At 73.2% G+C, this 22,694-nt stretch carries 23 protein-coding genes; 5 read left to right on the top strand and 18 right to left on the bottom strand.

Features of this window, described 5'->3' with window-relative positions:
- Positions 1-90: 90 nt before the first annotated feature.
- From AB0D46_RS04095 to AB0D46_RS04045, 11 genes are all read right to left on the bottom strand, one after another.
- Complete coding sequence (locus AB0D46_RS04095) at positions 91-1,257, bottom strand: polyprenyl synthetase family protein (RefSeq protein ID WP_362875706.1); 1,167 nt, start codon at positions 1,255-1,257, stop codon at positions 91-93.
- Entirely contained in the window at positions 1,254-2,663 is a 1,410-nt protein-coding gene (gene hpnE / locus AB0D46_RS04090; protein WP_362875705.1) for a hydroxysqualene dehydroxylase HpnE, read from the bottom strand. The genes AB0D46_RS04095 and hpnE overlap by 4 nt, the downstream gene beginning before the upstream one ends.
- Before the next feature lie 139 nt (positions 2,664-2,802).
- Positions 2,803-3,762, bottom strand: a complete 960-nt coding sequence (gene hpnD / locus AB0D46_RS04085; protein ID WP_362875704.1) for a presqualene diphosphate synthase HpnD — start codon at positions 3,760-3,762, stop codon at positions 2,803-2,805.
- Between the two features lie 8 nt (positions 3,763-3,770).
- Positions 3,771-4,703, bottom strand: coding sequence for a squalene synthase HpnC (gene hpnC, locus AB0D46_RS04080; protein ID WP_362875837.1), 933 nt, complete (start codon positions 4,701-4,703; stop codon positions 3,771-3,773).
- A 384-nt stretch (positions 4,704-5,087) separates the two neighbouring features.
- Positions 5,088-5,870 (bottom strand): ABC transporter ATP-binding protein, encoded by a 783-nt coding sequence (locus AB0D46_RS04075; protein WP_362875703.1) that lies wholly within the window; start codon positions 5,868-5,870, stop codon positions 5,088-5,090.
- Positions 5,863-6,792, bottom strand: a complete 930-nt coding sequence (locus AB0D46_RS04070; RefSeq protein ID WP_362875702.1) for an ABC transporter permease — start codon at positions 6,790-6,792, stop codon at positions 5,863-5,865. The genes AB0D46_RS04075 and AB0D46_RS04070 overlap by 8 nt, the downstream gene beginning before the upstream one ends.
- Before the next feature lie 95 nt (positions 6,793-6,887).
- The gene (locus tag AB0D46_RS04065) at positions 6,888-7,781 is read right to left on the bottom strand and encodes a glycosyltransferase (RefSeq protein WP_362875701.1); all 894 of its coding nucleotides are present in this window, start codon (positions 7,779-7,781) and stop codon (positions 6,888-6,890) included.
- The gene (locus tag AB0D46_RS04060; protein ID WP_362875700.1) at positions 7,778-8,557 is read right to left on the bottom strand and encodes a CDP-alcohol phosphatidyltransferase family protein; all 780 of its coding nucleotides are present in this window, start codon (positions 8,555-8,557) and stop codon (positions 7,778-7,780) included. The genes AB0D46_RS04065 and AB0D46_RS04060 overlap by 4 nt, the downstream gene beginning before the upstream one ends.
- Positions 8,535-9,596, bottom strand: coding sequence for an iron-containing alcohol dehydrogenase family protein (locus tag AB0D46_RS04055; protein ID WP_362875699.1), 1,062 nt, complete (start codon positions 9,594-9,596; stop codon positions 8,535-8,537). Before AB0D46_RS04055 ends, AB0D46_RS04060 begins: the two co-directional genes overlap by 23 nt.
- Entirely contained in the window at positions 9,584-10,336 is a 753-nt protein-coding gene (locus AB0D46_RS04050; protein WP_362875698.1) for a phosphocholine cytidylyltransferase family protein, read from the bottom strand. Before AB0D46_RS04050 ends, AB0D46_RS04055 begins: the two co-directional genes overlap by 13 nt.
- A complete protein-coding gene (locus AB0D46_RS04045) occupies positions 10,333-12,114 on the bottom strand; it encodes a DUF5941 domain-containing protein (protein ID WP_362875836.1) in 1,782 nt (593 codons plus the stop codon). The genes AB0D46_RS04050 and AB0D46_RS04045 overlap by 4 nt, the downstream gene beginning before the upstream one ends.
- A 423-nt stretch (positions 12,115-12,537) precedes the next feature.
- Here AB0D46_RS04045 and AB0D46_RS04040 point away from each other — a divergent pair, with 423 nt between their 5' ends.
- The gene (locus AB0D46_RS04040; protein WP_362875835.1) at positions 12,538-13,824 is read left to right on the top strand and encodes a bifunctional class I SAM-dependent methyltransferase/N-acetyltransferase; all 1,287 of its coding nucleotides are present in this window, start codon (positions 12,538-12,540) and stop codon (positions 13,822-13,824) included.
- A gap of 140 nt (positions 13,825-13,964) precedes the next feature.
- Positions 13,965-14,564, top strand: coding sequence for an isopentenyl-diphosphate Delta-isomerase (gene idi / locus AB0D46_RS04035; RefSeq protein WP_362875697.1), 600 nt, complete (start codon positions 13,965-13,967; stop codon positions 14,562-14,564).
- Between the two features lie 14 nt (positions 14,565-14,578).
- Here the strand turns inward: idi and AB0D46_RS04030 are convergent, their stop codons facing one another.
- Positions 14,579-15,076 (bottom strand): ATP-binding protein, encoded by a 498-nt coding sequence (locus tag AB0D46_RS04030; RefSeq protein WP_362875696.1) that lies wholly within the window; start codon positions 15,074-15,076, stop codon positions 14,579-14,581.
- Between the two features lie 130 nt (positions 15,077-15,206).
- Positions 15,207-15,347, bottom strand: a complete 141-nt coding sequence (locus AB0D46_RS04025) for a hypothetical protein (RefSeq protein WP_362875695.1) — start codon at positions 15,345-15,347, stop codon at positions 15,207-15,209.
- A gap of 90 nt (positions 15,348-15,437) precedes the next feature.
- Between AB0D46_RS04025 and AB0D46_RS04020 the strand changes: the two genes are divergently transcribed.
- Positions 15,438-16,196: an enoyl-CoA hydratase/isomerase family protein gene (locus AB0D46_RS04020; RefSeq protein WP_362875694.1), complete on the top strand. Its 759-nt coding sequence runs from the start codon at positions 15,438-15,440 to the stop codon at positions 16,194-16,196.
- On the opposite strand, the gene AB0D46_RS04015 is transcribed toward AB0D46_RS04020, so the two are convergent.
- Complete coding sequence (locus AB0D46_RS04015) at positions 16,174-16,809, bottom strand: DJ-1/PfpI family protein (protein WP_362875693.1); 636 nt, start codon at positions 16,807-16,809, stop codon at positions 16,174-16,176. The genes AB0D46_RS04020 and AB0D46_RS04015 overlap by 23 nt on opposite strands.
- A 170-nt stretch (positions 16,810-16,979) precedes the next feature.
- Between AB0D46_RS04015 and AB0D46_RS04010 the strand changes: the two genes are divergently transcribed.
- Positions 16,980-18,242, top strand: a complete 1,263-nt coding sequence (locus tag AB0D46_RS04010; protein ID WP_362875834.1) for an SLC13 family permease — start codon at positions 16,980-16,982, stop codon at positions 18,240-18,242.
- A 33-nt stretch (positions 18,243-18,275) separates the two neighbouring features.
- Complete coding sequence (locus AB0D46_RS04005; protein WP_362875692.1) at positions 18,276-19,913, top strand: ABC-F family ATP-binding cassette domain-containing protein; 1,638 nt, start codon at positions 18,276-18,278, stop codon at positions 19,911-19,913.
- On the opposite strand, the gene AB0D46_RS04000 is transcribed toward AB0D46_RS04005, so the two are convergent.
- The 4 genes from AB0D46_RS04000 to AB0D46_RS03985 are packed head-to-tail and all read right to left on the bottom strand — an operon-like array spanning position 19,900 to position 22,682.
- The gene (locus AB0D46_RS04000) at positions 19,900-20,235 is read right to left on the bottom strand and encodes a hypothetical protein (protein ID WP_362875691.1); all 336 of its coding nucleotides are present in this window, start codon (positions 20,233-20,235) and stop codon (positions 19,900-19,902) included. The two genes, AB0D46_RS04005 and AB0D46_RS04000, sit on opposite strands and share 14 nt — an antisense overlap.
- Positions 20,232-21,011: an SDR family NAD(P)-dependent oxidoreductase gene (locus AB0D46_RS03995; RefSeq protein ID WP_362875690.1), complete on the bottom strand. Its 780-nt coding sequence runs from the start codon at positions 21,009-21,011 to the stop codon at positions 20,232-20,234. Before AB0D46_RS03995 ends, AB0D46_RS04000 begins: the two co-directional genes overlap by 4 nt.
- A 14-nt stretch (positions 21,012-21,025) precedes the next feature.
- Positions 21,026-22,240 (bottom strand): MAB_1171c family putative transporter, encoded by a 1,215-nt coding sequence (locus tag AB0D46_RS03990; protein WP_362875689.1) that lies wholly within the window; start codon positions 22,238-22,240, stop codon positions 21,026-21,028.
- Entirely contained in the window at positions 22,230-22,682 is a 453-nt protein-coding gene (locus AB0D46_RS03985) for a hypothetical protein (protein WP_362875688.1), read from the bottom strand. The genes AB0D46_RS03990 and AB0D46_RS03985 overlap by 11 nt, the downstream gene beginning before the upstream one ends.
- Between the last annotated feature and the right edge of the window lie 12 nt (positions 22,683-22,694).

The following is a 22,694-nucleotide window of genomic DNA, read 5'->3' as shown; positions in this document are numbered from 1 at the left end:
TGCTGTGCTGGGGTTTGCCGTCGACCGATGTGCGCGCAGCAGGTGCGGCGCCGGCCGGCGACTAGCGCGATATCCGCTGTCGGGTGGCGATCACCTCTTGCGTACGACGACGAAGTCGGCGAGGGCGACGAGCTGGTCGCGCACCCGCTGCGGCATGTCGACGTCGTCCAGGGCGCGGATCGCGATCGCGTGCTGGCGGCGTGCCTCGTCGGCGGTCCACTGGCGGCCACCGGCGGCTTCGATGAGGGCGGCGCGGGCCGCGAACTCCTCCTCGGAGAAGTTCTCGAAGTCGTTGCTCTTGGCGTCGGCGGTGAGCAGCCGGCCGAGTTCCTCGCAGGCGGGTCCGCCGGCCGCGAGGGCGGCGACGACGGGCAGGGACTTCTTGCGCTGGCGCAGGTCGCTCCAGGTCTGCTTGCCGGTCGCCTCCGGGTCGCCCCAGATGCCGAGGAGGTCGTCGACGGCCTGGAAGGCGAGGCCGAGGTGGTAGCCGTACTCCTCCAGCTTGTCGGCGGTGCGGTCGTCGGCGCCGCCGAGGACGGCGCCGATGGAGACCGCGCAGGCGAGGAGGGCGCCGGTCTTGTTGCCCTCCATCTCCAGGCACTCCTCGACGCTGACGCGCTCGCGGTGCTCGTAGGAGATGTCCTGCGCCTGCCCGTCGATCAGCTTGCGGCTGGCGGTGGTCAGGCGGCGGGCCGCGCGGCCCGCCTCGACGGTGCCCAGTTCCAACAGGACCTCGTTGGCGAGGGCGAACAGGGCGTCGCCGACGAGGATGGCCAGGGCCGGGCCGTGGACCTTCCACACCGTGTCGCGGTGACGTCGCTGCTCGTCGCCGTCCATGAGGTCGTCGTGCAGCAGCGAGAAGTTGTGGACGAGTTCGACGGCGACGGCGCCCGGGATCCCGACCTCGGCCGCGGCGCCCGCGGCCTCGGCGGAGAGCAGGGCGAGGGCGGGACGGACGGCCTTGCCGCCGTCGCCGTCCGCCTCGTTGCCGTCGGCGTCGATCCAGCCGAAGTGGTAGGCGGCGACGGTGTCCATGGGCGCCGCGAGCCGGTCCACTGCGGCGCGGAGCACGGGCGTCGACAGGGTGCGGCCGCGTTCCAGGAGCGCGAGCGTGTCCGCCTTCTCCAGGCCCCCTCCGGCCGTGCCCACACTGGCAGCCGTGTTCTCGACAGCCGGGTTCCCCGGGTTCACTGGCTCTCCTCTGGTTCCTGTACGTGCTGTTCGTGCTGTGCCTGTGGTGCTGGCGCCGGTCGTCATACCGCCTCCCGCAGCGGGTGTTCGCCGTGGCGCCCGAGCGCTTCGAGTGCGGTGTGCGCCGCGGCGAGGCCGCTGCGCACGGCCCCCTCCATGGTCGCGGGCCAACCGGTCGCGGTCCACGCTCCGGCGAGGTGGAGCCCCGGCGTGTCGGTCCGCGGGCCGGGGCGCAGCCGGCCGACTCCGGGCGTGGGGGCGAAGGTCGCGGTCCGTTCCCGGGTGACGAAGAAGTCCCGTACCTTCGCTCCGCGCGCGGCGGGCAGCAACCGTTCCAGCTCGGGCAGGTACTTGGCGCGCAGGACCGCGACGGGTTCCTCGATGTCGTCCTGGGCGACCGACTGGGACAGGGCCAGGTACTGGCCGCCGTCGCTCATGCCGGAGGCTTCCGTGCGGTCGAAGACCCACTGGACGGGCGAGCCCAGAGCCGCGAAGAAGGGCCGCTTGAGCACCTTGCGGTCGTAGACGACGTGGACGTTGAGGATGGGCGCGGTGCCGATGTCCAGGAGCTTGTCCGGGTCGGGCAGCGCCCCGGCGGGCAGCAGGGCGTGCGCCTCGCGCTGGGGGACGGCGAGGACGACGGTGCCCGCGTCGAGGGCCCCGTCCTCGGTGTCGACCCGCCAGGCGCCTTCCCCGGTGCGGGAGAGGGCCGTGACGCGGGTGCGCAGGGCGGTCGTCACACCGGCCCCATCGAGCGCCTTGCGGGCGAGGGTGTCGTGGAGGTCGCCGAGCGGAACCTTGGCCCAGCCGATGTCGGCCGCCCCGTTCTCGGAGAGCAGGCCGGTCTTGAAGACCATGGCGGCCAGGCCCAGCGAGGACTGTTCGGCGGTGGCGTTGAGCGTGGCGACGCCGACGAGGTCCCACAGCGCCTCGATGGTGCGCGGGGACTGGCCGTAGCGGCGCAGCCAGGTGGCGAAGTCGAGCCCGTCGAGGGCCGGGTCGGTGGGGTCGAGGCGCCGCAGCGCGAGGGCGGCGCGCCCGACGGAGGCCCGTTCGGCGAGGGAGAGGTGCGGGTAGCGGGCCAGGGCTCCGGCCAGGTGCAGGGGGACGGGCAGGGCGCTGCGGCGCAGTCGGCCGAGACGGGGGCCGCGCGGGTGGGCGACGTCGAGGACGGGGACGTCGAGCCGGTCCTGGAGCGGGGCGAGGTCGGCGCCGTCGACGCGATCGAGGAACCACCGGTAGGCGGTGCAGCAACGCAGGTAGACGTGCTGGCCGTTGTCGACGGTCAGGTCCCCGCGCTTGAAGGAGAAGGCGAGGCCGCCGAGGCGCGGACGCCCTTCGAGCAGGGTGACCCGTAGTCCGGCGTCGGCGAGTTGGAGTGCGGCGGTGACTCCGGCGAGCCCGCCGCCCACGACGACGGCACGGTCGTCGACGGCGCGGTCGTCGTGGTCGCCCCGGTCGGTGCCGCTCATGAACCCTCCCCCACGCCGCAGTGCCCTGCCGGGCGCACCGGCGCGGGGTCCGGTCCGGCGGAGCCCGACGGGTTAGACGCGACGGCGGCCCGGGTGGTTGCCCGGCCGCCGGCGGCGCCGGGGTCCGTGGTGCGGTCCATCAGATCCGCCTCCGCGTGCTCTGGCGCGCGATGGTGCGCGCGTCGAGGCCCGACAGGCCGCGTACGGCGACGTACGCCTTCTCGTGCGGCGGCAGCGAGACGCGGCCGCGCAGGACGGCCTCGGGCTCGCGCTCGATGCGGTCGAGCAGACGGCGGTAGATCCCGGCCATGGCGGCCACGCAGGCGCCACTGCGCCGGTCGAGCAGGGGCAGCAGCCGGTAACCCTCGACGAACAGGGCGCGGGCGCGCCGGACTTCGTGGTGGACGAGGCCGGCGAAGTCGGAGCCGGCGGGGGCCCGGTCACTGCCGAAGCCTTCGGAGCAGCCGAACTTGGCGAGGTCCTCGGCGGGCAGGTAGGTGCGTCCGTTGGCGGCGTCCTCGCGGATGTCCCGCAGGATGTTGGTGAGTTGCAGGGCGAGGCCGAGGACGTCGGCGTACTCGTCGGCCCGGGCCGCCTCGGGTCCGGTGCCGCGCACGGTGCCGAACACGCCGAGGGAGAGCCGGCCGATGGCGCCGGCGACGCAGCGGCAGTAGACCTTCAGGTCGTCCCAGGTCTCGTACTCCTGGCCGCGGACGTCCATCAGGACCCCGTCGATGAGTTCGTCGAGTCCGCCGAGCGGGATCGGGAAGCGGCGTGCGGCGTGCGCGAGGGCGACGGCGACCGGGTCGGTGTCGTCCTCGTCGATCTCCTCGGCGCGGATGCGGTCGAGGAGCGCGCGGGTCTCCTCCAGGCGGGTCAGCTTCGCCTCGGGCGGGAGCGTGCCGTCGCCGATGTCGTCGACGCGCCGGGAGAAGGCGTACAGCGCGGACATCGCCTGCCGCTTGTCGGTGGGCAGCAGCCTGATGCCGTAGGCGAAGTTGCGTGCCTGCGTTCCGGTCACGGCCTCGCAGTAGCCGTAGGCCGCGATGACGGGTGCGGACGGTACGGACGGTACGGACGCGTGTGTGGGGCCCTCCACGTTCGGGCTCACCCCTTTCTCGGCGCTGTGCGCAGGACGGCGGCCACCTCGCGGAGCAGGCCGCTCCGGGTGGGCTTGGGCGGTCCGGGAAGCGGGTCGAACCCGGCGTCCGAGACCGCCCTGAGGGCGGCGCGCCCCCCTCCCACGAAGCCCGCGAGCAACAGCCGGAGCCTGCCGTGGACGCTGCCGACGAGCGGGAGGCCCTCGTCCAGGAGCAGGCGCGCGCGTTCGGCCTCGAAGGCGACCAGGGCGCGGACGGACGCGCCGGCGGACGGCGCCTTGAGGTCGGTCCCGGTGACGTGGAAGCGGCGCATGTCCTCGGCGGGGAGGTACACGCGGTCGCGGCCGAGGTCCTCGGCGACGTCCTGGAGGTGCTCCGCGATCTGTAGGCCCGTGCAGACGGCGTCGGAGAGTCGGACGCGCTCGGGGGTGCTCGTTCCGGTGAGGGAGAGCACGAGGCGCCCCACGGGGTTCGCGGAGAGTTCGCAGTAGGCCAGCAGGTCCGCGTACGTCTCGTAGCGCGTGACCCGCTGGTCCTGGCGGTTGGCCTCGATGAGCCCGAGGAAGGGTTCGGGCGTCAGGCCGTGGGCGCGGACGACGGGCGGGAGGGCCAGCAGCAGGGGGTGGCGCGGGGGGCCGTCCGTACCGCCGAAGACCCGCATGAGGTCGGCTTCGAGGGCGTCGAGCATGGCGGTGCGGTCGTCCGAGGCGGCGGGGTCGAGGCCCAGGAGCACCGCGTCGCGGCCGCCGGGGGCGAGGTCGCCGTCGCCGATGTCGTCGACGAGGCGGGCGTACCCGTACACCGCCATCAGGCCCGCGCGCCAGGCGCGGGGAAGGAACGCGGGGGCTACGGGGAAGTTTTCGGCCGCGGCCTTGTCGAGGGTGGCGCGGGCGTGGGGGTCGAGGGTCCCGTCGGGGGCTCCGGGGCCGCCGGGCCGGATGCCGTGCCCGGGGGTCACCGCCCGCCGCCCGGGGCGGGGACGGCCACTGTGCCTGGGGGCCGGAGAATTCCCGTAGCCATTGCCGTCACATCTCCCGTTCTACACTGCCGAACCAAGCCATCCTATTTCGGACACGCCGCCGGAGTTTACCCGGGGTACCCGAGGAGTTTCGGCTGCGGGGAATCGTCCCCTCTTGGCGCGATGGAGAACTGGTCCAGCTTACGCTGTACAACGCCGCGGGGGCCTATCGGGTATTCACCGGAGCACGGAATGTCGCCCCGCCGCGAATTGCGTCGCGCCCGACCGTCCCGCTCGTCCGCCGCGGCACGGCGAGGCCCCCGCCGCGGACGCGGCAGGGGCCAGTACTCGCGAGGATCCCGTAGGTCAGTGGCCGGATGCCTTTTCGTACGCCGAGACGACTTCCTCGGTGGGCCCGTCCATCAGGAGTTCGCCCTTCTCCAACCACAGCACCCGGCTGCAGGTGTCGCGGATGGACTTGTTGTTGTGGCTCACGAGGAAGACCGTGCCGGCCTTCTCCCGCAGTTCGCGGATGCGCGCCTCGGAACGGACCTGGAACTTGCGGTCACCGGTGGCGAGCGCCTCGTCGATCATCAGGACGTCGTGGTCCTTGGCGGCCGCGATCGAGAAGCGCAGGCGCGCCGCCATTCCCGAGGAGTAGGTGCGCATCGGAAGGGAGATGAAGTCCCCCTTCTCGTTGATCCCCGAGAAGTCGACGATGTCCTCGTAGCGCTCCCTGATCTGCTCACGGGTCATGCCCATCGCGAGTCCGCCGAGGACGACGTTGCGCTCGCCCGTCAGGTCGTTCATCAGGGCGGCGTTGACGCCGAGCAGGGACGGCTGGCCGTCGGTGTACACCTTGCCGGACTCGCACGGCAGGAGGCCGGCGATGGCGCGCAGCAGGGTGGACTTGCCGGAGCCGTTCGAGCCGATCAGGCCGATGGCCTCGCCCCGGTAGGCGGTGAAGGAGACGCCGCGCACCGCGTGCACCCGGCGCACGCCGGGCGCGTCGCCCTTGGAGCGTCGCATGATCTTGCTGAGCGCGGCGGTGGCCGCACCCTTGCCGGCGCCGCCGGTGTTGACGCGGTAGACGATGTGGACGTCGTTCGCGATCACGGTGGGGACGTGTCCGTCGGTCTTGTCAGCCACGGCCGTAACGCTCCTCAGCCTTCCAGAAGTACACGAAGCCGCCGAGGCCGATCACCACGGCCCAGCCCACGGCGAAGAGCCATACGTGCGGGGGCAGGTTGCTCGCGCCGTAGTCGTCGATCAGCGCGAACCGGATGAGGTCCATGTAGATCGCCACCGGGTTCCACAGCAGCACGTCGCTGATCCACTGCGGCTGGTCCTTGAGGTAGATGCCGATCGGGAACATCACGCCGGAGGCGTACATCCAGGTACGCATCACGAACGGCATCAGCTGCGCGAGGTCGGGGGTCTTGGAACCCATCCGCGCGAAGATCATGGCGAGGCCGGTGTTGAAGACGAACTGCAGCGCCAGCGTCGGGACCACCAGCAGCCAGGACAGCCGCGGGTAGTTGCCGAAGCTCACGGCGATCACGAAGACGACCACCATCGAGTACAGCAACTGCTGGAGCTGCTGCAACGAGAAGGACACCGGCAGGGCGGCGCGCGGGAAGTGCAGCGCGCGCACCAGGCCGAGGTTGCCGGAGATCGCCCGCACGCCCGCCATCACCGAGCTCTGCGTGAAGGTGAAGACGAAGATGCCCATCATCAGGAACGGGACGTAGACGCCGTCGGGCATCTCCTTGCCCGCGCCGAGGATCAGGCCGAAGATCAGCCAGTAGACGGCCGCGTTCAGCAGGGGGGTCGCCACCTGCCAGACCTGGCCGAGCTTCGCCTGGCTGTACTGGGCGACCAGCCTGGCCCGGGAGAACGCCAGGATGAAGTGGCGCCGCCCCCAGAGCTGGCGGACGTACGGGCCCAGAGCGGGGCGGGCCCCGCTCACGGACAGGCCGTACTTCCTGGCGAGCTCCTCGGGGCTCAGTCCCGCGTCTTCGGACACCGGCCTGCTCGTGGCGATGGCGCCGTCGTGGGTTGTGTCACTCACAAGTCGAAACTTTCCGTCTTCAAGATGCGGCAGAAGGGGCATCGGGCCGCAACGCCGGACCCGTGACCGGGGCCATCGTCGCAGACACGGGCTTGTCAGATGACAGGAGGCCGGCCGAGCCGGGTCAGCCGCCACACGGTACGCCACCTCATCGGACGTCTGGGACCGCACGGGGTGGTCCAGCCCTCCTTGAAGCCGCCGAACCAGGCCTTGAGGGCCGGCCCCGACGGCTTGCGCACGAGGGTCAGCGCGAGCCAGACGCCCAGGTAGAGCGGCACCAGCGGAGCGGGCAGGTTCCGACGGGCGAGCCACACCCGGTTACGGGCCACCATACGGTGGTAGACCGCGTGCCGGGAGGGGGCGGTGGTCGGGTGCAGCAGCACCATGTCCGCCCGGTAGTCGATCGACCACCCGGCGTCGAGGGCGCGCCAGGCCAGGTCGGTTTCCTCGTGGGCGTAGAAGAACTCGCCCGGCAACGTCCCGACCTGCTCGAACACCTTCGTGCGGACGGCGTTCGCGCCGCCCAGGAAGGTGGTCACGCGGGAGGAGCGCATCGGGTCCGAGGCGCGCAGCCGGGGCACGTGCCGGCGCTGGGTGGCGCCGGTGTCGGGGTCGGCGATGCGGAAGCTGACGATGCCGAGCGCCGGGTCCTCGGTGAAGGCCTGCCGGCACAGCTCGGCGGTGTCGGTGCGCTCCAGCAGGCCGTCGTCGTCCAGGAAGAGCAGGACGTCCACGTCGCGGCCGCCGGGGCCGAAGGCCTCGATGCCCGCGTTGCGGCCACCGGGGATGCCCAGGTTCTCGGGCAGTTCCACGGTGCGCACGCCCTCGGGGACGCCCGTCTCCGGGGTCAGCGGCACGCCCTGGCCGACGACGACGACCTCGACCGGGTCCCCGTCCTGCCGGGCGACCGAGTCGATCAGGGCCTTGAGGTCGTCGGGGCGGTTGCCCATGGTGATGACGACCGCGCCGACGCGCGGCGGGGCGCTCACCGGAGCCTGCTCGACGCGAGGACGGAGACCAGGTGCAGCACGGTCTGCAGCAGGGCGATGCCGGCGAGGACGGCGACGCCCAGCCGGGAGAAGAACAGGTCGCCACGGACCTGGTCGGCCACGGCCAGCAGCAGGATGAGCAGCGAGGCCTCGATGCCCAGGACGAGGCGGTGGAACTTCAACGCGGCCGCGGCCCGGCGGGCCAGGGCCATCCCGGAGGAGCGCGGCTCGGAGGCGGCCTCCTGCACGGGCGGCTTGCCCACCTGGTGGCGGGCGACGCCGACCAGGTCGGTCTCGGCCTTGATCAGGATCGCGCCGAGCGCCGCGAGGGTGCCCAGGAAGGCCCACAGCCAGTCGATGCGGCCGGTTCCCCACAGGTCGGAGGCGCGCAGGCCGAAGCCGACCAGGACCGCCGCGTCGCACAGGTAGGCGCCGACGCGGTCGAGGTAGACCCCGGACAGCGAGAACTGCTTCTTCCAGCGGGCGACCTCGCCGTCGACGCAGTCGAGCAGCAGGTACAGCTGGACCATGACCACGCCGAGGACGGCGCCCCACCCGCCCGGCACCAGCAGGGCCGGGGCGGCGAGCACGCCGGCCAGGGTCATCACGTAGGTCAGTTGGTTGGGCGTGACCTTGGTGGTGACCAGCAGGCGGGTGATGCGCAGGGAGATCTCGCGCATGTACAGGCGGCCGCCCCAGTGCTCCCCGCTGCGCCGGTCCTTCACGCCCGCCGGGTGAACGACGGGCCGGAGTTCAGCTACGGATGGTCTTGGCATAGTCGGCGTAAGCGTCCCTGATCTCGGCGGCGGACAGGTTGAGGTGTTCCAGGATGGTGAAGCGCCCCGGACGGGTCTGGGGGGCGTACTCGACGGCCGCGACGAACTCCTCGACGCTGAACCCGATCTCCTCGGGCAGCACGGGCAGTCCGTGACCGCGCAGCACCTCGACGAAGAGTCCGGCCTTCTCGGCGGCCCCCCGCAGGTGCATGGCGAAGGCGGCGCCGATGCCGACCTGCTCGCCGTGCAGCGCGGAGCGGCCCGGGTAGAGCAGGTCGAAGGCGTGGCTGATCTCGTGGCAGGCGCCGGACGAGGGCCTGCTGTCACCGCTGATCGACATGGCGATGCCGGACAGCACGAGGGCCTCGGAGAGCACGGTGAGGAACTCGTCGTCCCCGCAGCCGCCGGGATGGCGGAGCACGGACTCGCCTGCGGTGCGGGCCATGGCGGCGGCGAGGCCGTCGACGGCCTCGCCGGTGATCGCGTGCGAGAGTTCCCAGTCGGCGATGGCCGAGATGTTGGAGATCGCGTCGCCGATGCCCGCGCGGATGAACCGCACCGGGGCGTCCTTGATCACGTCGAGGTCGATGACCATCGCGATCGGGGTGGGCACCCCGTAGGAGCCGCGCCCGTTGTCGTTGTCCAGGATGGACACCGGGGAGCAGATCCCGTCGTGCGACAGGTTGGTGGCGACGGCCACCATGGGCAGGCCGACCCGCGCCGCGGCGTACTTCGCCACGTCGATGATCTTGCCGCCGCCCAGGCCCACGACGGCGTCGTAGCGGCGACCCTTTATGTCGTCGGCCAGTTTGACAGCGGAGTCGATGGTGCCGTCGACGACCGGGTACCAGTCGGCGTGCGGCAGGACGGGCTCCAGCTTGGCGCGCAGCGCCTGACCCGAGCCCCCGCTGATCGCGATGGCGAGCTTGCCGGACGCGGAGATGCGCTGGTCGGCGAGCAGGCCGGCCAGGTCGTCCATCGCCCCTCGGCTGATGTCGACGACAACGGGCGAGGGGATCAGCCGCGTCAGTACTGGCATGCGATCGTCCGGCCCTTGGCGAGGTCGTCGTGGTTGTCGATCTCGACCCACTTGACGTCGCCGATGGGAGCGACGTCGATGGTGAAGCCGTCGTTCACGAGCTGCTGGTAGCCGTCCTCGTAGTAGAGGTCGGGGTCGCGCTCGAAGGTGGTCTTGAGGGCCTCGGCGAGCTGCTCGGCGGCCTCGGGCTCGATGAGGGTGACACCGATGTACTCGCCCGTCGCTTCGGCCGGGTCCATCAGCTTCGTGATCTTCCGCACGCCCTGGCCCTCGGCCGTGACGACCTTCATCTCCTCGTCGGCCAGGCTCTTGACCGTGTCCAGCGCGAGGATGATCTTCCGGCCCTCGCCGCGGGCGGCGAGCAGGGTCTTCTCGACGGACACGGGGTGGACGGTGTCGCCGTTGGCGAGGATCACGCCCTGCTTGATGACGTCACGCGCGCACCACAGGGAGTAGGCGTTGTTCCACTCCTCGGCCTTGTCGTTGTCGATCAGCGTGATCTTGACGCCGTACTTGGCCTCCAGGGCCTCGCGGCGCTCGTACACGGCCTCCTTGCGGTAGCCGACGACGATCGCGACCTCGGTGAGGCCGACCTCCGCGAAGTTGCCCAGGGTCAGGTCGAGGACCGTGAGGCTCTCCTCCTGGCCCTCGGGGCCGACGGGCACGAGGGCCTTGGGCAGGGTGTCGGTGTAGGGACGCAGGCGGCGTCCGGCACCGGCAGCGAGTACAAGGCCGATCATGCTGGTTCTCCTTCGTCATGTACGGCGGGTGCTCCGGAGGAGACCCAGAAGCGGATGCTCTCCACGAGCACCACCAGTGCCACGAACACGGCCAGGGCCGTGAGCGCGACGGGGAACGCGTCACGGGCGAGGACGGCGGCCAGGACCGCGGTCAGCAGGACCCGGCCCTCGTGGCCGCCGGTCACCCGCACCAGCCAGTGCGGGGGCGCGCCCGAGCCACCACGGATGCGGTAGACCGTGTCGTAGTGATGGTAGGCGACCGCCGCGACCAGTCCGAATGCGGCGGGAAGGGCTCCCGGCACGTCCGCCTTCCAGGCGAGGACGAGGACCGTGGTGTATTCGGCGGCCCGGAAGAGCGGCGGCAACAGCCAGTCCAGCGCGCCCTTGAGCGGCCGGGCGACGGCCCCGCCGCTGAGCACCGCGTACATCAGGGCGGCGTAGACGACCGTCATGGCGCCGAAGGGGGCCCAGCAGACGGCGCCGATCACCAGCGCCGCCCCGAGCACCGCGAAGGGCAGGCTCAGGGTGCGCCCCGGGTGGGAGACGATCCTGGCGACGAGTTCGGCGAGCGGGCCGGTGTCGGTGAGGTCGCGCAGCGCCTGGGCGGCGCGGTCGGTGCGCCGCGCCTTGCGGGTCAGGGAGCGCAGGACCCGGCCGGCGGTGGTGTAGAGGGCGCCGAAGGCGCAGCCGATGAGCAGGGCGTAGAAGACGATCCGGGGCGTGGTGACGGCGGTCAGGACCGCGATCATGGCCCAGCGCTCGCCGATCGGCAGGATGATCATGCGGCGGGCCCAGACCGTCCAGCCCACGCTGTCGAGCCGGCCGGACAGCGCCGCCGTCGGACTCGTGTTGGCGGTCGCGTCGTGGTTCGCCTCGTTGAAGGAGAAGTCGACGACGTGCCGGCAGGTCATGAGGATCATCGCGCCGAGGGCCAGGCCCCAGACGTCGTCGCCGTCGCGGGCCGCGCCGAGCGCGAGGCCCGCGTAGAAGGAGTACTCCTTGGCGCGGTCGAAGGTCGCGTCGAGCCAGGCGCCCATCGTCGAGTACTGGAGCGAGTAGCGGGCGAGCTGCCCGTCGGTGCAGTCCAGGACGAAGGAGACCAGCAGCAGCACACCGGCCGCGACGTAACCCCAGCGGTCACCGGTGGCGGCGCAGCCCGCCGCGATCAGCGCGGTGATCAGCGAGGCCGTGGTGACCTGGTTCGGGGTGAGGCCGCGGCGCGCGCACCAGCGGGCGATGTAGCGCGAGTAGGGGCTGATGAAGAAGGTGGTGAAGAACCCGTCGCGGGACTTGACCGCGGTCCGCAGCCGGACGGCCTCGTCGTCCACGGCGGCGACGGCGGCGACGGCGCTCTCGCGTTCCGCCCCCGCGGCGGGCACGGCGGCGACGAGGGTGCCGAGTTCGGGTCGCTGGACCGTCGTGCCGGAGCCTTCGACGGCGGCCGCGAGCCGGTCGGGGTAGGGCCCGGCGCCGAGCGCCTCGGGCGCGAGGGCGGCGGCCTCGTCCAGGGCGGCGCGGGCGGCTCCCCGTACGGCGAGCGCGCCGGTGACGGCGCAGGCGTCGAAGCGGGGGTCGGTCAGCGCGAGGCGCAGGGCGTGGACGTGCCCGACGAAGGCGCTGTCGACGAGAGCCACGCGCTGGTCGGCCGGTACGTCGGCCAGGGCCGCGGCGGCGTCTTCGGGACCGGTGACCGGGCGGACGTCGAAGCCGAGCGACACCAGCTCGTCCGCAAGCGGCGATCCGGGTACCGGCGGGCCGGTGAGGATGACGGTCGGCAGACGAACTCACTCCTTGCAGCGCGTACGGGACGGCCGCCACGAGGGGTGGCGGCACGTCGGCAGAGGCTATCGGATGAATGGAAGCCGGCATTCATCCGCTGTTTTCGACCGGATGTTACGGTGGACGAAGACGTGTTCGACTTGTGTAAGCACGTCTTCAGAACATCGGGTCGGCACACGAGCGGGAAGAGGTGGGGTTGATGACCGTCGTAGTGGTCGCGGCTTTGCGCGGCGAACTCCGGGACCTCACCACCTCCTTCCGGGCGTCCGGCCGGGTCTGATCGCACCGATCGACCCCGTCGGCCGGAGCCCCCTTTCCAAGGGTTCACGTTGACCGACACCACCGGCACCACCGGTTCCTCCTCCGACAGTTCTTCGTCCGGCGCCCCCGACGCCTCCGACGAGGCCGTCTTCGCGGCCTTCATGGAGTTGCACCGGGGCCTGCCCCGGCAGTCCCCCGGCTCCGACGCGTCCACGCGCCGGATGCTCTCCCTGTGCGGACCGCTGCCCGAGCGGCCGCGGGTCCTCGACATCGGCTGCGGCCCCGGCCGCAGCGCCCTGCTGCTCGCCGCCGAGGCGGGCGGCGCGGGCTTGGCCGAAGTGACCGCAGTCGACCTGCACGAACCGTTCCTCGACGAGCTCCGCGCCGCCGCCGCGGCCCGCGGACTCACCGACCGGGTACGGGCCGTCAGGGCGGACATGGACGCGCTCCCCTTCGAGGACGGCTCCTTCGACCTCGTGTGGGCGGAGGGTTCCGCCTACGTCATCGGCTTCGACCGGGCGCTCGCACGGTGGAAGCGACTGCTCGCGCCCGGCGGCACGCTCGTGTTGAGCGAGTGCGAGTGGACCGCGGCGCAACCCTCCGGCGGGGCGCGGGCCTTCTGGGACCCGCGGTACCCGCTGCGCCAACCCGCCCGCAACCTCGCCGCCGCCCGGGCGGCCGGGTACCGGGTGCTGGGCGTCCACCCGCAGCCCGACTCCGACTGGGCCGAGTACTACGCCCCGCTCGGCGAACGCGTCCGGGACGCCGACACGGGGCCCGACACGGAGCCCGCCGCCGGGCCCGACGCCGGGCCCGACGCCACGACCGCCGCGGCGGGCGTCGCGCTCGCCGCCGTGCGCGAGGAACTGGACGTACGGGTGCGGCACGGGCACGAGTACGGGTACACCGGCTACGTCCTGGGCCCGGTGACCGCCGGCGGCGACGGGCGGTGGCCGGCCCGGCCGGAGACCCCGGCCGACGCGACCGGGGTGCGCGCCGTCAACCTGGCGGCCTTCGACACCCCGTCGGAGGCGGACCTCGTGGACGCGCTGCGCGCCGACGCGTCCTGGCTGCCGGGGCTCTCGTACGTCGCCGAGGCGCCCGACGGGTCGGTGGCGGCGCACGCCCTGCTGACCCGCTGCACGGTCGACGCCGCGCCGGCGCTCGCGCTCGCCCCGGTCGCCACCGCCCCGGCGCACCAGCGCGCCGGGGCCGGGAGCAGCGTCGTACGGGCCCTGCTCGCGGCGGCCCGGGAGCGGGGTGAGGCGCTGGTCCTGGTGCTCGGACACCCCGAGTACTACGCGCGCTTCGGCTTCGCGCCGGCGTCGCGGTTCGGCATCCGGGCGCCCTTCGAGGTACCGGACGAGGCCATGATGGCGCTCGTCCTGGACGACCGGGTCCCGGTTCCGGCGGGCACCATCCGCTACCCGGCGCCGTTCGGCGTCTGACGCCGCGCCCGACGCGCTGACGCTCCGCCCCCCGTCGCCTATCACGCGATGGGGGGCGGACATGCGTGGATCCCGCGAAGTGGGGATGAGCCCCTTTTGTACGGCAGACTGAAGGCCGAAGTCCGAAGCGAAGGATGGGTATGCCGACCACACCAGCCACCGCCGCGCAGAGCGGGTTCCCCGGCGCCGGCACTCCGGAAGCGATCATGCTCGAACTGGTCGACGAAGCCGGCAACACCATCGGCACGGCGGAGAAGCTGTCCGCCCACCAGGCCCCCGGTCTGCTGCACCGGGCGTTCTCCGTGTTCCTCTTCGACGAGCAGGGCCGACTGCTGCTCCAGCGGCGCGCCCTCGGGAAGTACCACTCCCCCGGCGTCTGGTCGAACACGTGTTGCGGTCACCCCTACCCCGGCGAGTCCCCGTTCGCGGCGGCGGCCCGGCGCACCCATGAGGAGCTGGGGCTGTCCCCGTCGCTGCTCGCGGAGGCCGGGACCGTGCGGTACAACCATCCGGACCCCGCGTCCGGGTTGGTCGAGCAGGAGTACAACCACCTGTTCGTGGGACTCGCGCAGGCGGCGCCGAAGCCGGATCCGGAGGAGGTCGGCGACACCGCGTTCGTCACCGCCGGGGAACTGGCCAAGCAGCACGCCGAGGTGCCGTTCTCGGCCTGGTTCATGACCGTGCTGGACGCGGCGAGGCCCGCGATCCGCGAGCTGACCGGCGACGTCGCGGGCTGGTAGGAACCGCGGGCCCCTCAGGACGCCGGGTCGCGCGGGGTGGTCAGGGGCAGGGCCGCCCAGATCACCTTGCCGCCCGTCGAGGTGTGCTCGACGTCGCAGACCCCACCGGCCTCCAGCGTCACCTCGCGCACGAGGAGCAGGCCCCGGCCGCCGGTCTGGCCGAAGTCGGCCTCCAGCGCCTTGGGCCGGTACGGGTGGTTGTCCTCGACGGCCACCCGTACCCATTCGCGACCCACCGCGACCTCGACGGCCACCTCCGGGGAGAGCAGGGCCGCGTGCCGCACGGAGTTCGTCACCAGCTCGGAGACGATCAGCAACAGGGAGTACACCAGGTCCTGATGGGCCGGCACCCCCTGCCGGCCAAGCAGGTCTCGGACCGCCCGGCGGGCCTGCGGAACGGATTCTTCTACCGCCGGCGCGGTGAAGCGCCACACTCCTTCGTACGCGAGGGGGTCCGCCGGAGCGGGCGCCTCACCTCCCCCGGCTGGCGGGACGTTCCCGCTGTCTGTCATTTTCCGGCCCCCGTCTTCGCGCTCGATCGTCTCCACGCGTCAAGAGTGGGGAACAGCCAGGTCCGGACCGGACCTCTGACCAGAAGTCAGCGTCAATCGGACACTTTCTGACCACTGGCGTATGACGGAGTCAGTTGTTGGACCGTTCCTGATCCGGTCCGGGCGCTTCGCGGACGGTCTCCTCCGTCCCGTCCGTCGCGTCCGACCCGCCCGCCACCTCGTCCTCCCGGACCGGGCCGAGGATGCGCCGGGCACCGTAACCCAGGGCCACCGGGCTCAGCCCGTCGGACAGGCCGACGAGCTCCGGGGTCGGAGTCCCCCTTGATCACAGGAGCGGCGGGCCCCGGATAGCATCCGGCGCATGGACGCAGCCCGGGACGCAACCCTGACCCACACCGTCACCGACGGAGTGGCCACCGTCGTCATCTCGCACCCCGCCAAGCGGGGCGCCATGACCGCCGCGATGTGGCGTGCGCTGCCCGCGCTGCTGCCGGGGCTCGCGGCCGATCCCGCCGTACGGGTACTGGTGCTGACCGGGGCCGGGGGCACCTTCTGCGCGGGCGCCGACATCTCCTCGCTCACCGGGGACGACGACCCCCAGGCGCTGTCCGTGGCGGCGGAGGAGGCCCTCGCGGCGTTCCCCAAGCCCACCCTCGCCGCGATCCGCGGGCACTGCGTCGGCGGCGGCAGCCAACTCGCGGCCGCCTGCGACTTGCGCTTCGCCGAGCGGGGGGCCTCCTTCGGGGTGACCCCGGCGCGGCTCGGCATCGTCTACCCGGCTTCCTCCACCCGGCGACTGGCCTCGGTCGTCGGACCGGCCTGGGCCAAGTACCTGCTGTTCTCCGCCGAGTTGATCGACGCCGAGCAGGCCTTGCGGGCCGGGTTCCTGACCGAGCTGCTGCCCGCCGGTGAACTCGACGAGCGGGTGGCCGAGTTCACCCGGATCCTGACCACCCGTTCCTGGTTGACCCAGGCGGCGGCCAAGGAGTTCGTGGACGGCCGCACCGACCGGGACGCCCACTGGGCCGAGCGGGCCGCGGCGAGCGGCGACGCCGCGGAGGGCGTCGCCGCGTTCCTGGAACGCCGCGCGCCGGTCTTCAGCCCGCCGCCGGCGGAATAGAGGCGCGCAACCGGGCGACGATCTCGGCCGGGGCCTTGTCCGGGGAACCGGCGTCGTACGGCGGCTGGGGGTCGTACTCGCACATCAGCTGGACGGTCTGCGCGTACGTGTCCCCGGCGATCCGGCCCAGCAGGCCGAGGCCCATGTCGATGCCGGACGACACCCCGGCGGCGGTGACGTACTTGCCGTCGTACACCACCCGCTCCCCGGTGGGCTCGGCGCCGAAGGGGACCAGCTGCTCCAGGTAGAGCCAGTGGCTCGCGGCCCGGCGGCCGTCGAGCAGCCCGGCGGCGGCCAGCAGCAGGGAGCCGGTGCAGACCGAGGTGGTCCAGGTCGTGCCGGCGTCGACCGCGCGCAGCCAGTCGAGGACCGCGGGGTTCTCCATCTCCACCTCGGGATGCGGGCCGCCGGGCACGACGACGATGTCGGGCCGGGTCACCTCGCCCAGCGCCCGGTCGGCGACGAGGGCGAGCGAACCGTTGTCCGTCCGCACCGGCCCGGGCCGCTCCGATACGAAGACGGTCTCCGCGCCGTCGAGCCGGCCCAGGGTCTCGAAGGGTCCGATGGCGTCGAGGGCGGTGAACCGGTCGTAGAGCAGTACGGCGATCTGCATGGCTCCTCCGCGTTTCACGGTGTGGTGCCTCCATGGTGTGACCTCGGGCGGGTGGCCGCAATGACGGGTATCCCACCCATCCGGCCATGCCGCCGGCCGTGCGATCCTTCCGGGATGTTCCGCCGCGGGTCCCTTGGGGGGCCCGGCCGTGCCCGTCCCGGAGTACCGTCCTGAACACCGTCCTCGCCGAGTCCCTGTCGGTCGCCGCCCTCCTCGGGGTGCTGGCCTTCGCCGTGCTGCGCCCGCGCGGGCTGCCGGAGGCGGCGGCCGCGGTGCCGGCTGCCGCGCTGCTCGTCGCCCTCGGTGTGGTCTCCCCAGCCGATGCCTGGGGGCAACTGCGGGAGTTGCTGCCCGTGGTCGGGTTCCTGGCCGTGATCCTGGTCCTCGCACGGCTGTGCGCCGACGAGGGGTTGTTCCGCGCGGTCGGCGCGGCCGTGGCCCGGCGGTCGGCGGGGCGGGAGCCGGGGACGCTGCTGGGCCCGGTGTTCGTGGTGGCCTCACTGGTCACCGCCGCGCTGAGTCTGGACGCCACCGTGGTGCTGCTGACCCCGGTGGTGCTGGCGACGGCCGCCCACCTCGGGGCGCGGCCGCGACCGTACGTCTTCGCCACCGCGCACCTGGCGAACTCGGCCTCGCTGCTGCTGCCCGTGTCGAACCTGACCAACCTGCTCGCCTTCGCCGCGAGCGGACTCTCCTTCACCCGGTTCGCCTCGCTGATGGCGCTGCCCTGGGCGGTGGCGATCGGCGTGGAGTACGTGGTGTTCCGGCGCTTCTTCCGCGCCGACCTGTCGGCCCCGCCCGCGCACGCCCCGGACGTCGTGGAGCGGATCGCGATGCCGCGCTTCGCGCTCGCGGTGCTGGTCCTGACGCTGGCCGGCTTCGCCGTGACCTCCTTCGCGGGGGCGAGTCCCGTCTGGGCGGCGCTGGCCGGGGCGGTGGTCCTGGCCGTACGGGCCCTGCGGCGCCGCGAGACCACGCCGGTCAGGTTGGTGGCGTCGGCCGCGCCCGCCTTCTGCCTGTTCGTGCTCGCGCTGGGCGTCGTCGTACGGGCCGTGGTGGACCACGGCCTCGGCGACGGGCTCGCACGGGTGCTGCCCGCCGGGGACTCGCTGCCCGCGCTGCTCGCCGTGGCCGGCGTGGCCGCCCTCCTCGCCAACCTGATCAACAACCTGCCCGCCGTGCTCGCGCTGCTGCCGTTGGCCGCGCCGGGCGGGGCCGGACCGGTGCTGGCCGTGCTGATCGGGGTGAACATCGGCCCGAACCTCACGTACGCGGGGTCGCTGGCCACGCTGCTGTGGCGGCGGATCCTGCACGGCCACGGCGAACGCGTCGAGCTCGGGGAGTTCACCCGGCTGGGGCTGCTCACCACACCGGCGGGCCTGGTGGCGGCGGTGGCGGCCCTGTGGGCGGGGCTGCGGCTGATCGGCACCTGAGGCCCCCGCGGGCGCGGATAGGATCGGGGCATCATGACTGCAACCCTCGTCGCCAAGAACCTCACCGCCGCGCACGGTGAGCGCACGCTCTTCGCCGATCTCGACCTCGTCGTCGCGCCCGGCGACGTCATCGGACTCGTCGGCGTCAACGGCGCCGGGAAGTCGACCCTGCTGCGGCTCCTCGCCGGGCTGGACGCCCCGGAGACCGGTGAGCTGCGGCTCTCCCCGCCCGGCGCGGCCGTCGGTCACCTGCCGCAGGAGCCCGATCGGCGCCCCGGCGAGTCGGTCCGGGACTTCCTCGCCCGTCGTACCGGTGTCGCCGCCGCGCAGGCCGCCCTGGACACGGCCACCCAGGGGCTCGTGGACGGCACCGCGGGCGCGGACGACGCGTACGCGGACGCCCTCGACCGCTGGCTGAACCTCGGCGGCGCCGACCTCGACGAGCGGGCCGAGGAGGTCGCCGGGGAGCTCGGTCTCGGCGTCGGCCTGGACCTGCCGATGACCGCGCTGTCCGGCGGCCAGGCCGCCCGCGCCGGTCTGGCCTCGCTGCTGCTGTCCCGGTACGACGTGTTCCTGCTGGACGAGCCGACCAACGACCTGGATCTGGCCGGCCTGGAGCGGCTGGAGCAGTTCGTCACGGGGCTGCGCGCGGGCACCGTGGTGATCAGCCACGACCGCGAGTTCCTGACCCGGACCGTCACCAAGGTCCTCGAACTCGACCTGGCGCAGCAGCAGATCAACCTCTACGGCGGCGGCTACGACTCCTACCTGGAGGAGCGCGAGCGGGCCCGGGGCCACGCCCGTGAGGAGTTCGACGAGTACGCGGGCAGGAAGGCCGCCCTCGAAGGCCGGGCCCAGATGCAGCGCAACTGGATGGACAAGGGCGTGCGCAACGCCCGCCGCAAGTCCTCCGACAACGACAAGATCGGCAAGAACCTGCGCGGCGAGTCCAGCGAGAAGCAGGCCGCGAAGGCCCGCCAGACGCAGCGCGCGATCGAGCGGCTGGACGTCGTCGAGGAGCCCCGCAAGGAGTGGGAGCTGCGGATGGAGATCGCGGCGGCCCCGCGCTCCGGCTCGGTCGTGGCCACCCTGCGCGAAGCGGCCGTGCGGCGCGGGGACTTCGCGTTCGGTCCGGCGAGCCTGCAGATCGACTGGGCGGACCGGGTCGCGATCACCGGGGCCAACGGCGCCGGCAAGTCCACGCTGCTCGCGGTGCTGCTCGGCCGGCTCGCGCCGGACTCCGGCGGGGCGACCCTCGGCTCCGGTGTCCTGGTCGGTGAGGTGGACCAGGCCCGCGGGTTGTTCCTGGGGGACGAGCCGCTGCTGGAGGCGTTCTGCGCGGCGGTCCCGGACACCGAACCGGCCGAGGTGCGCACCCTGTTGGCGAAGTTCGGGCTGAAAGCGGCGCACGTCCTGCGGACCGCGGCGACCCTCTCCCCCGGCGAACGCACCCGGGCGGCGCTGGCGCTGCTCCAGGGGCGCGGGGTGAACCTCCTGGTCCTCGACGAGCCGACGAACCACCTCGACCTGCCGGCGATCGAACAGCTGGAGGCCGCCCTGGACGCCTACGAGGGCACCCTGCTGCTGGTGACGCACGACCGCCGGATGCTGGACGCCGTCCACGTGACCCGTCGCCTGGAGGTCGTCGACGGCAAGGTCACCGAGCTGTAGCGGCGGCCTCGCGGGCGCGGTGTTCGCGCGCCTGACGCACCCGCCCGGCGGCCTCCTCGTCGCCGGGCGGCAACCGGGCGGCGAGCGGCTCGCCCGCCATGCCCGGCGTCGCCCGGTACCGGACCGGGTCGCCGCGCTCGCGGACCGGTGGGCGTACGAGCGCGGCGTACGCGTCGGGCAGCCGGCCGGTGGACAGTGCCTCGCACGCCGCGAGCGCCGCGCCCCGCGGGTCGGGCGTCTCGGCCGCGAGTTCGGCGGACACCTCGACGGGCCCCGCCCCCGACCGCAGGGCCACGCGGGCCCGCTCCACGGGCCCGCTCACGTCTCGGATCCGGCCGGGGGTCGGCGCGTGCGGGCCATCCGGCGGGCGACGAAGTCGCGCGGCAGGTGGCGGGCGGCGAGGGCGTACGCCTGGTAGCGGCGGCCCGTGATGCTGACCGGTCGGCGCCGGGCCAGGTCGCGCAGGGCCTTGGCCACCACGGCCTCGGGCTCCAGCCAGACCGCGTCGCGCAGCGCGCTCACGTCCATGCCGGCCCGTTCCTGGAACTCGGTGCGGGTGAAGCCCGGCACCACCGCCAGCACCCGGACCCCGTACGGCTCCATGTCCACCCGCAGCGATTCGCTGAAGGCGGTCACCCAGGCCTTGGCGGCCCCGTACGTCCCGGTCGGCAGCAGTCCGGCGACCGAGGCCACGTTGAGCACGGCGCCGCGGCGGCGGGCGCGCAGGCCGGGCAGCAGGGCGTGCGTGAGCCGCAGCGGGACCTTCACGAGGAGGTCGAGCATCCGCTCCTCGTCCTCGATCGGGTTGTACGGGAAGGGCGCGGCGAGTCCGAAGCCGGCGTTGTTGACGAGGACGTCGACGGGCCGGTCGGGGTCGGCGAGCCGGTCGGCGACGGCCGCGCACTGCCGCGCGTCCAGCAGGTCGGCGGGCAGCACCTCGCAGTCGACGCCGAACGCGCCGCCGAGTTCGGCGGCCACGGACTCCAGCCGGGCCTTGTCGCGGGCGACGAGGATCAGGTCGCAGCCCTTGGCGGCGAAGCCGCGCGCGAAGGCCGCGCCGAGTCCGGCGCCGGCCCCGGTGATCAAAACGGTGGTCAAGACGGTTCCACTTCCTACGGGTGCGGGCAGTCGGGCGAACGGGCGGACCGGGACGCGGTGAAGGCGGCGGTGCCGGGCGCGGCCCAGGCGTGGGCCACGTCGACCAGGAACCCGGCCTCGCCCTCCAGGTCCCCGCCCTCGGCGGACGTGCGGATCTCGGCGGGCAGTTCCAGCGCTCCGGTGCCGGGCCGGCCGGGCTCCCCGGCCAGCTTGGCCCGTCGGGCCTGGTGCAGTACGCAGGCCAGCGCGGCGGCCGTCCGCCGCCGCTCGGGGATCCCGCTCCCGGCGACGTGGTCGCGGGCGAGTTCGGGCACGCCCGGGTCCACGTACTCGCCGAGCACCAGGATCGCGTCGCGGGTCTCGATGACCTTGCGGTAGACGAGCAGGCCGCGCGGCAGCGGCGGCCACAGCAGCTCCAGCACCCGGCCGGCCCGGGGCGGGGTCAGCACCACGTGCGGGACCGCCTCGACGAGGTCCCGCCACAGCGGCCACAGCCGCCAGGCGGTGGTGACGTCGGCGGTGGTGCGGCGCAGCGCGAACAGGGTCGGCACCAGGATCGCGACGGCCCGCAGCAGGCCGTGCGCGTTCATCAGCAGTGGCAGGGCGGGCATCGCCCAGGTGCTGCCGAACAGGGCCTTGAGGAGGTACGCGAACCAGAACAGTCCGGCGAGCGCGGTGCCGAGGCCGAACAGGCGCAGTCCGGCGGCCAGGGCGCGGCTCTGCGTACGGCGGGCGTAGCGTCGGCAGACCCGGACGCAGATGGTGTTGGCGATCAGGTGGGCGGAGATCAGCACGAGCCAGTAGGCGAGGGAGGGCGCCGGGTCTCCGGTGGGCGGGATGCCGTGGGCGCCGTGGTCGGGCGCGGTGGCGTCCAGGGTGAGCAGGGCGGCCGACCACAGCAGCGTGCCGATCCAGGCGGCGCGTTGGAGGGCGCGTCCGCCGGTGGCGGCGGCGACGAAGTAGAGCACGGCGCCGGCGGACAGCACGCCGATGAGGTTGCGGACGAGGCCGACGGTGTGCGCGTAGCCGGGGTCGCGGCTCATGGCGTGGGCGACGACCGCCGGCAGGTTGAGGGTCATCGCGGCGGCGGCGGTGGCGACGGCGAGCCACAGTCCGCGCTGCTGCGGTGAGCGCAGGGCGCCGGGGGCGCGCAGCAGGACGGCCACCCACAGGCACACCACGCTCGGTACGGCGAGCCAGTCCCCGAGGGCCGCGAGGTCAGTCGCCATCGCGCGGACCCCGCTCGTAGCCCATGGCGGACTCCAGCCGGGCGAGGGCGCCCCGGGGTGCGCGGGCCGGCCGCCGGCGGCGGGGTCCGGTGGTGCGGGTGCGGATCATGCTCGCGAGCAGTTCCGCCTCGCGTTCCTGGAGGTTGGTGTAGTTGGTGCGGCCCAGGACCACCGGCGCGCGGTCGGCGCTCTCCTCGGCGTCGAGGGAGTGGTGGCCGAAGAGGATGTGCCCGAGCTCGTGGAGCACGATGTGCTCCCGGTGCAGCGGGGTGGTGCGGGCTTCGTAGAAGACGTGGTCGACGGTCGCGGTTCCCACCCACAGGCCGCAGACCCCGGATTCGGCGGCCTCGGGGGGCAGGGGGTGCAACCGGATGGGTCGGCCGCGCTGTTCGGCGACGCGCGCGCACAGTCCGTCGAGGGAAAACGGATGGGGCAGATCCATATGGCCGAGAAT

Origin of the sequence: Streptomyces sp. NPDC048383 (assembly GCF_040651775.1) — a bacterium.
Lineage (GTDB): Bacteria > Actinomycetota > Actinomycetes > Streptomycetales > Streptomycetaceae > Streptomyces.
Note: the sequence above shows the minus strand (reverse complement) of the source record. Positions and strands in the feature narration are given on the sequence as shown.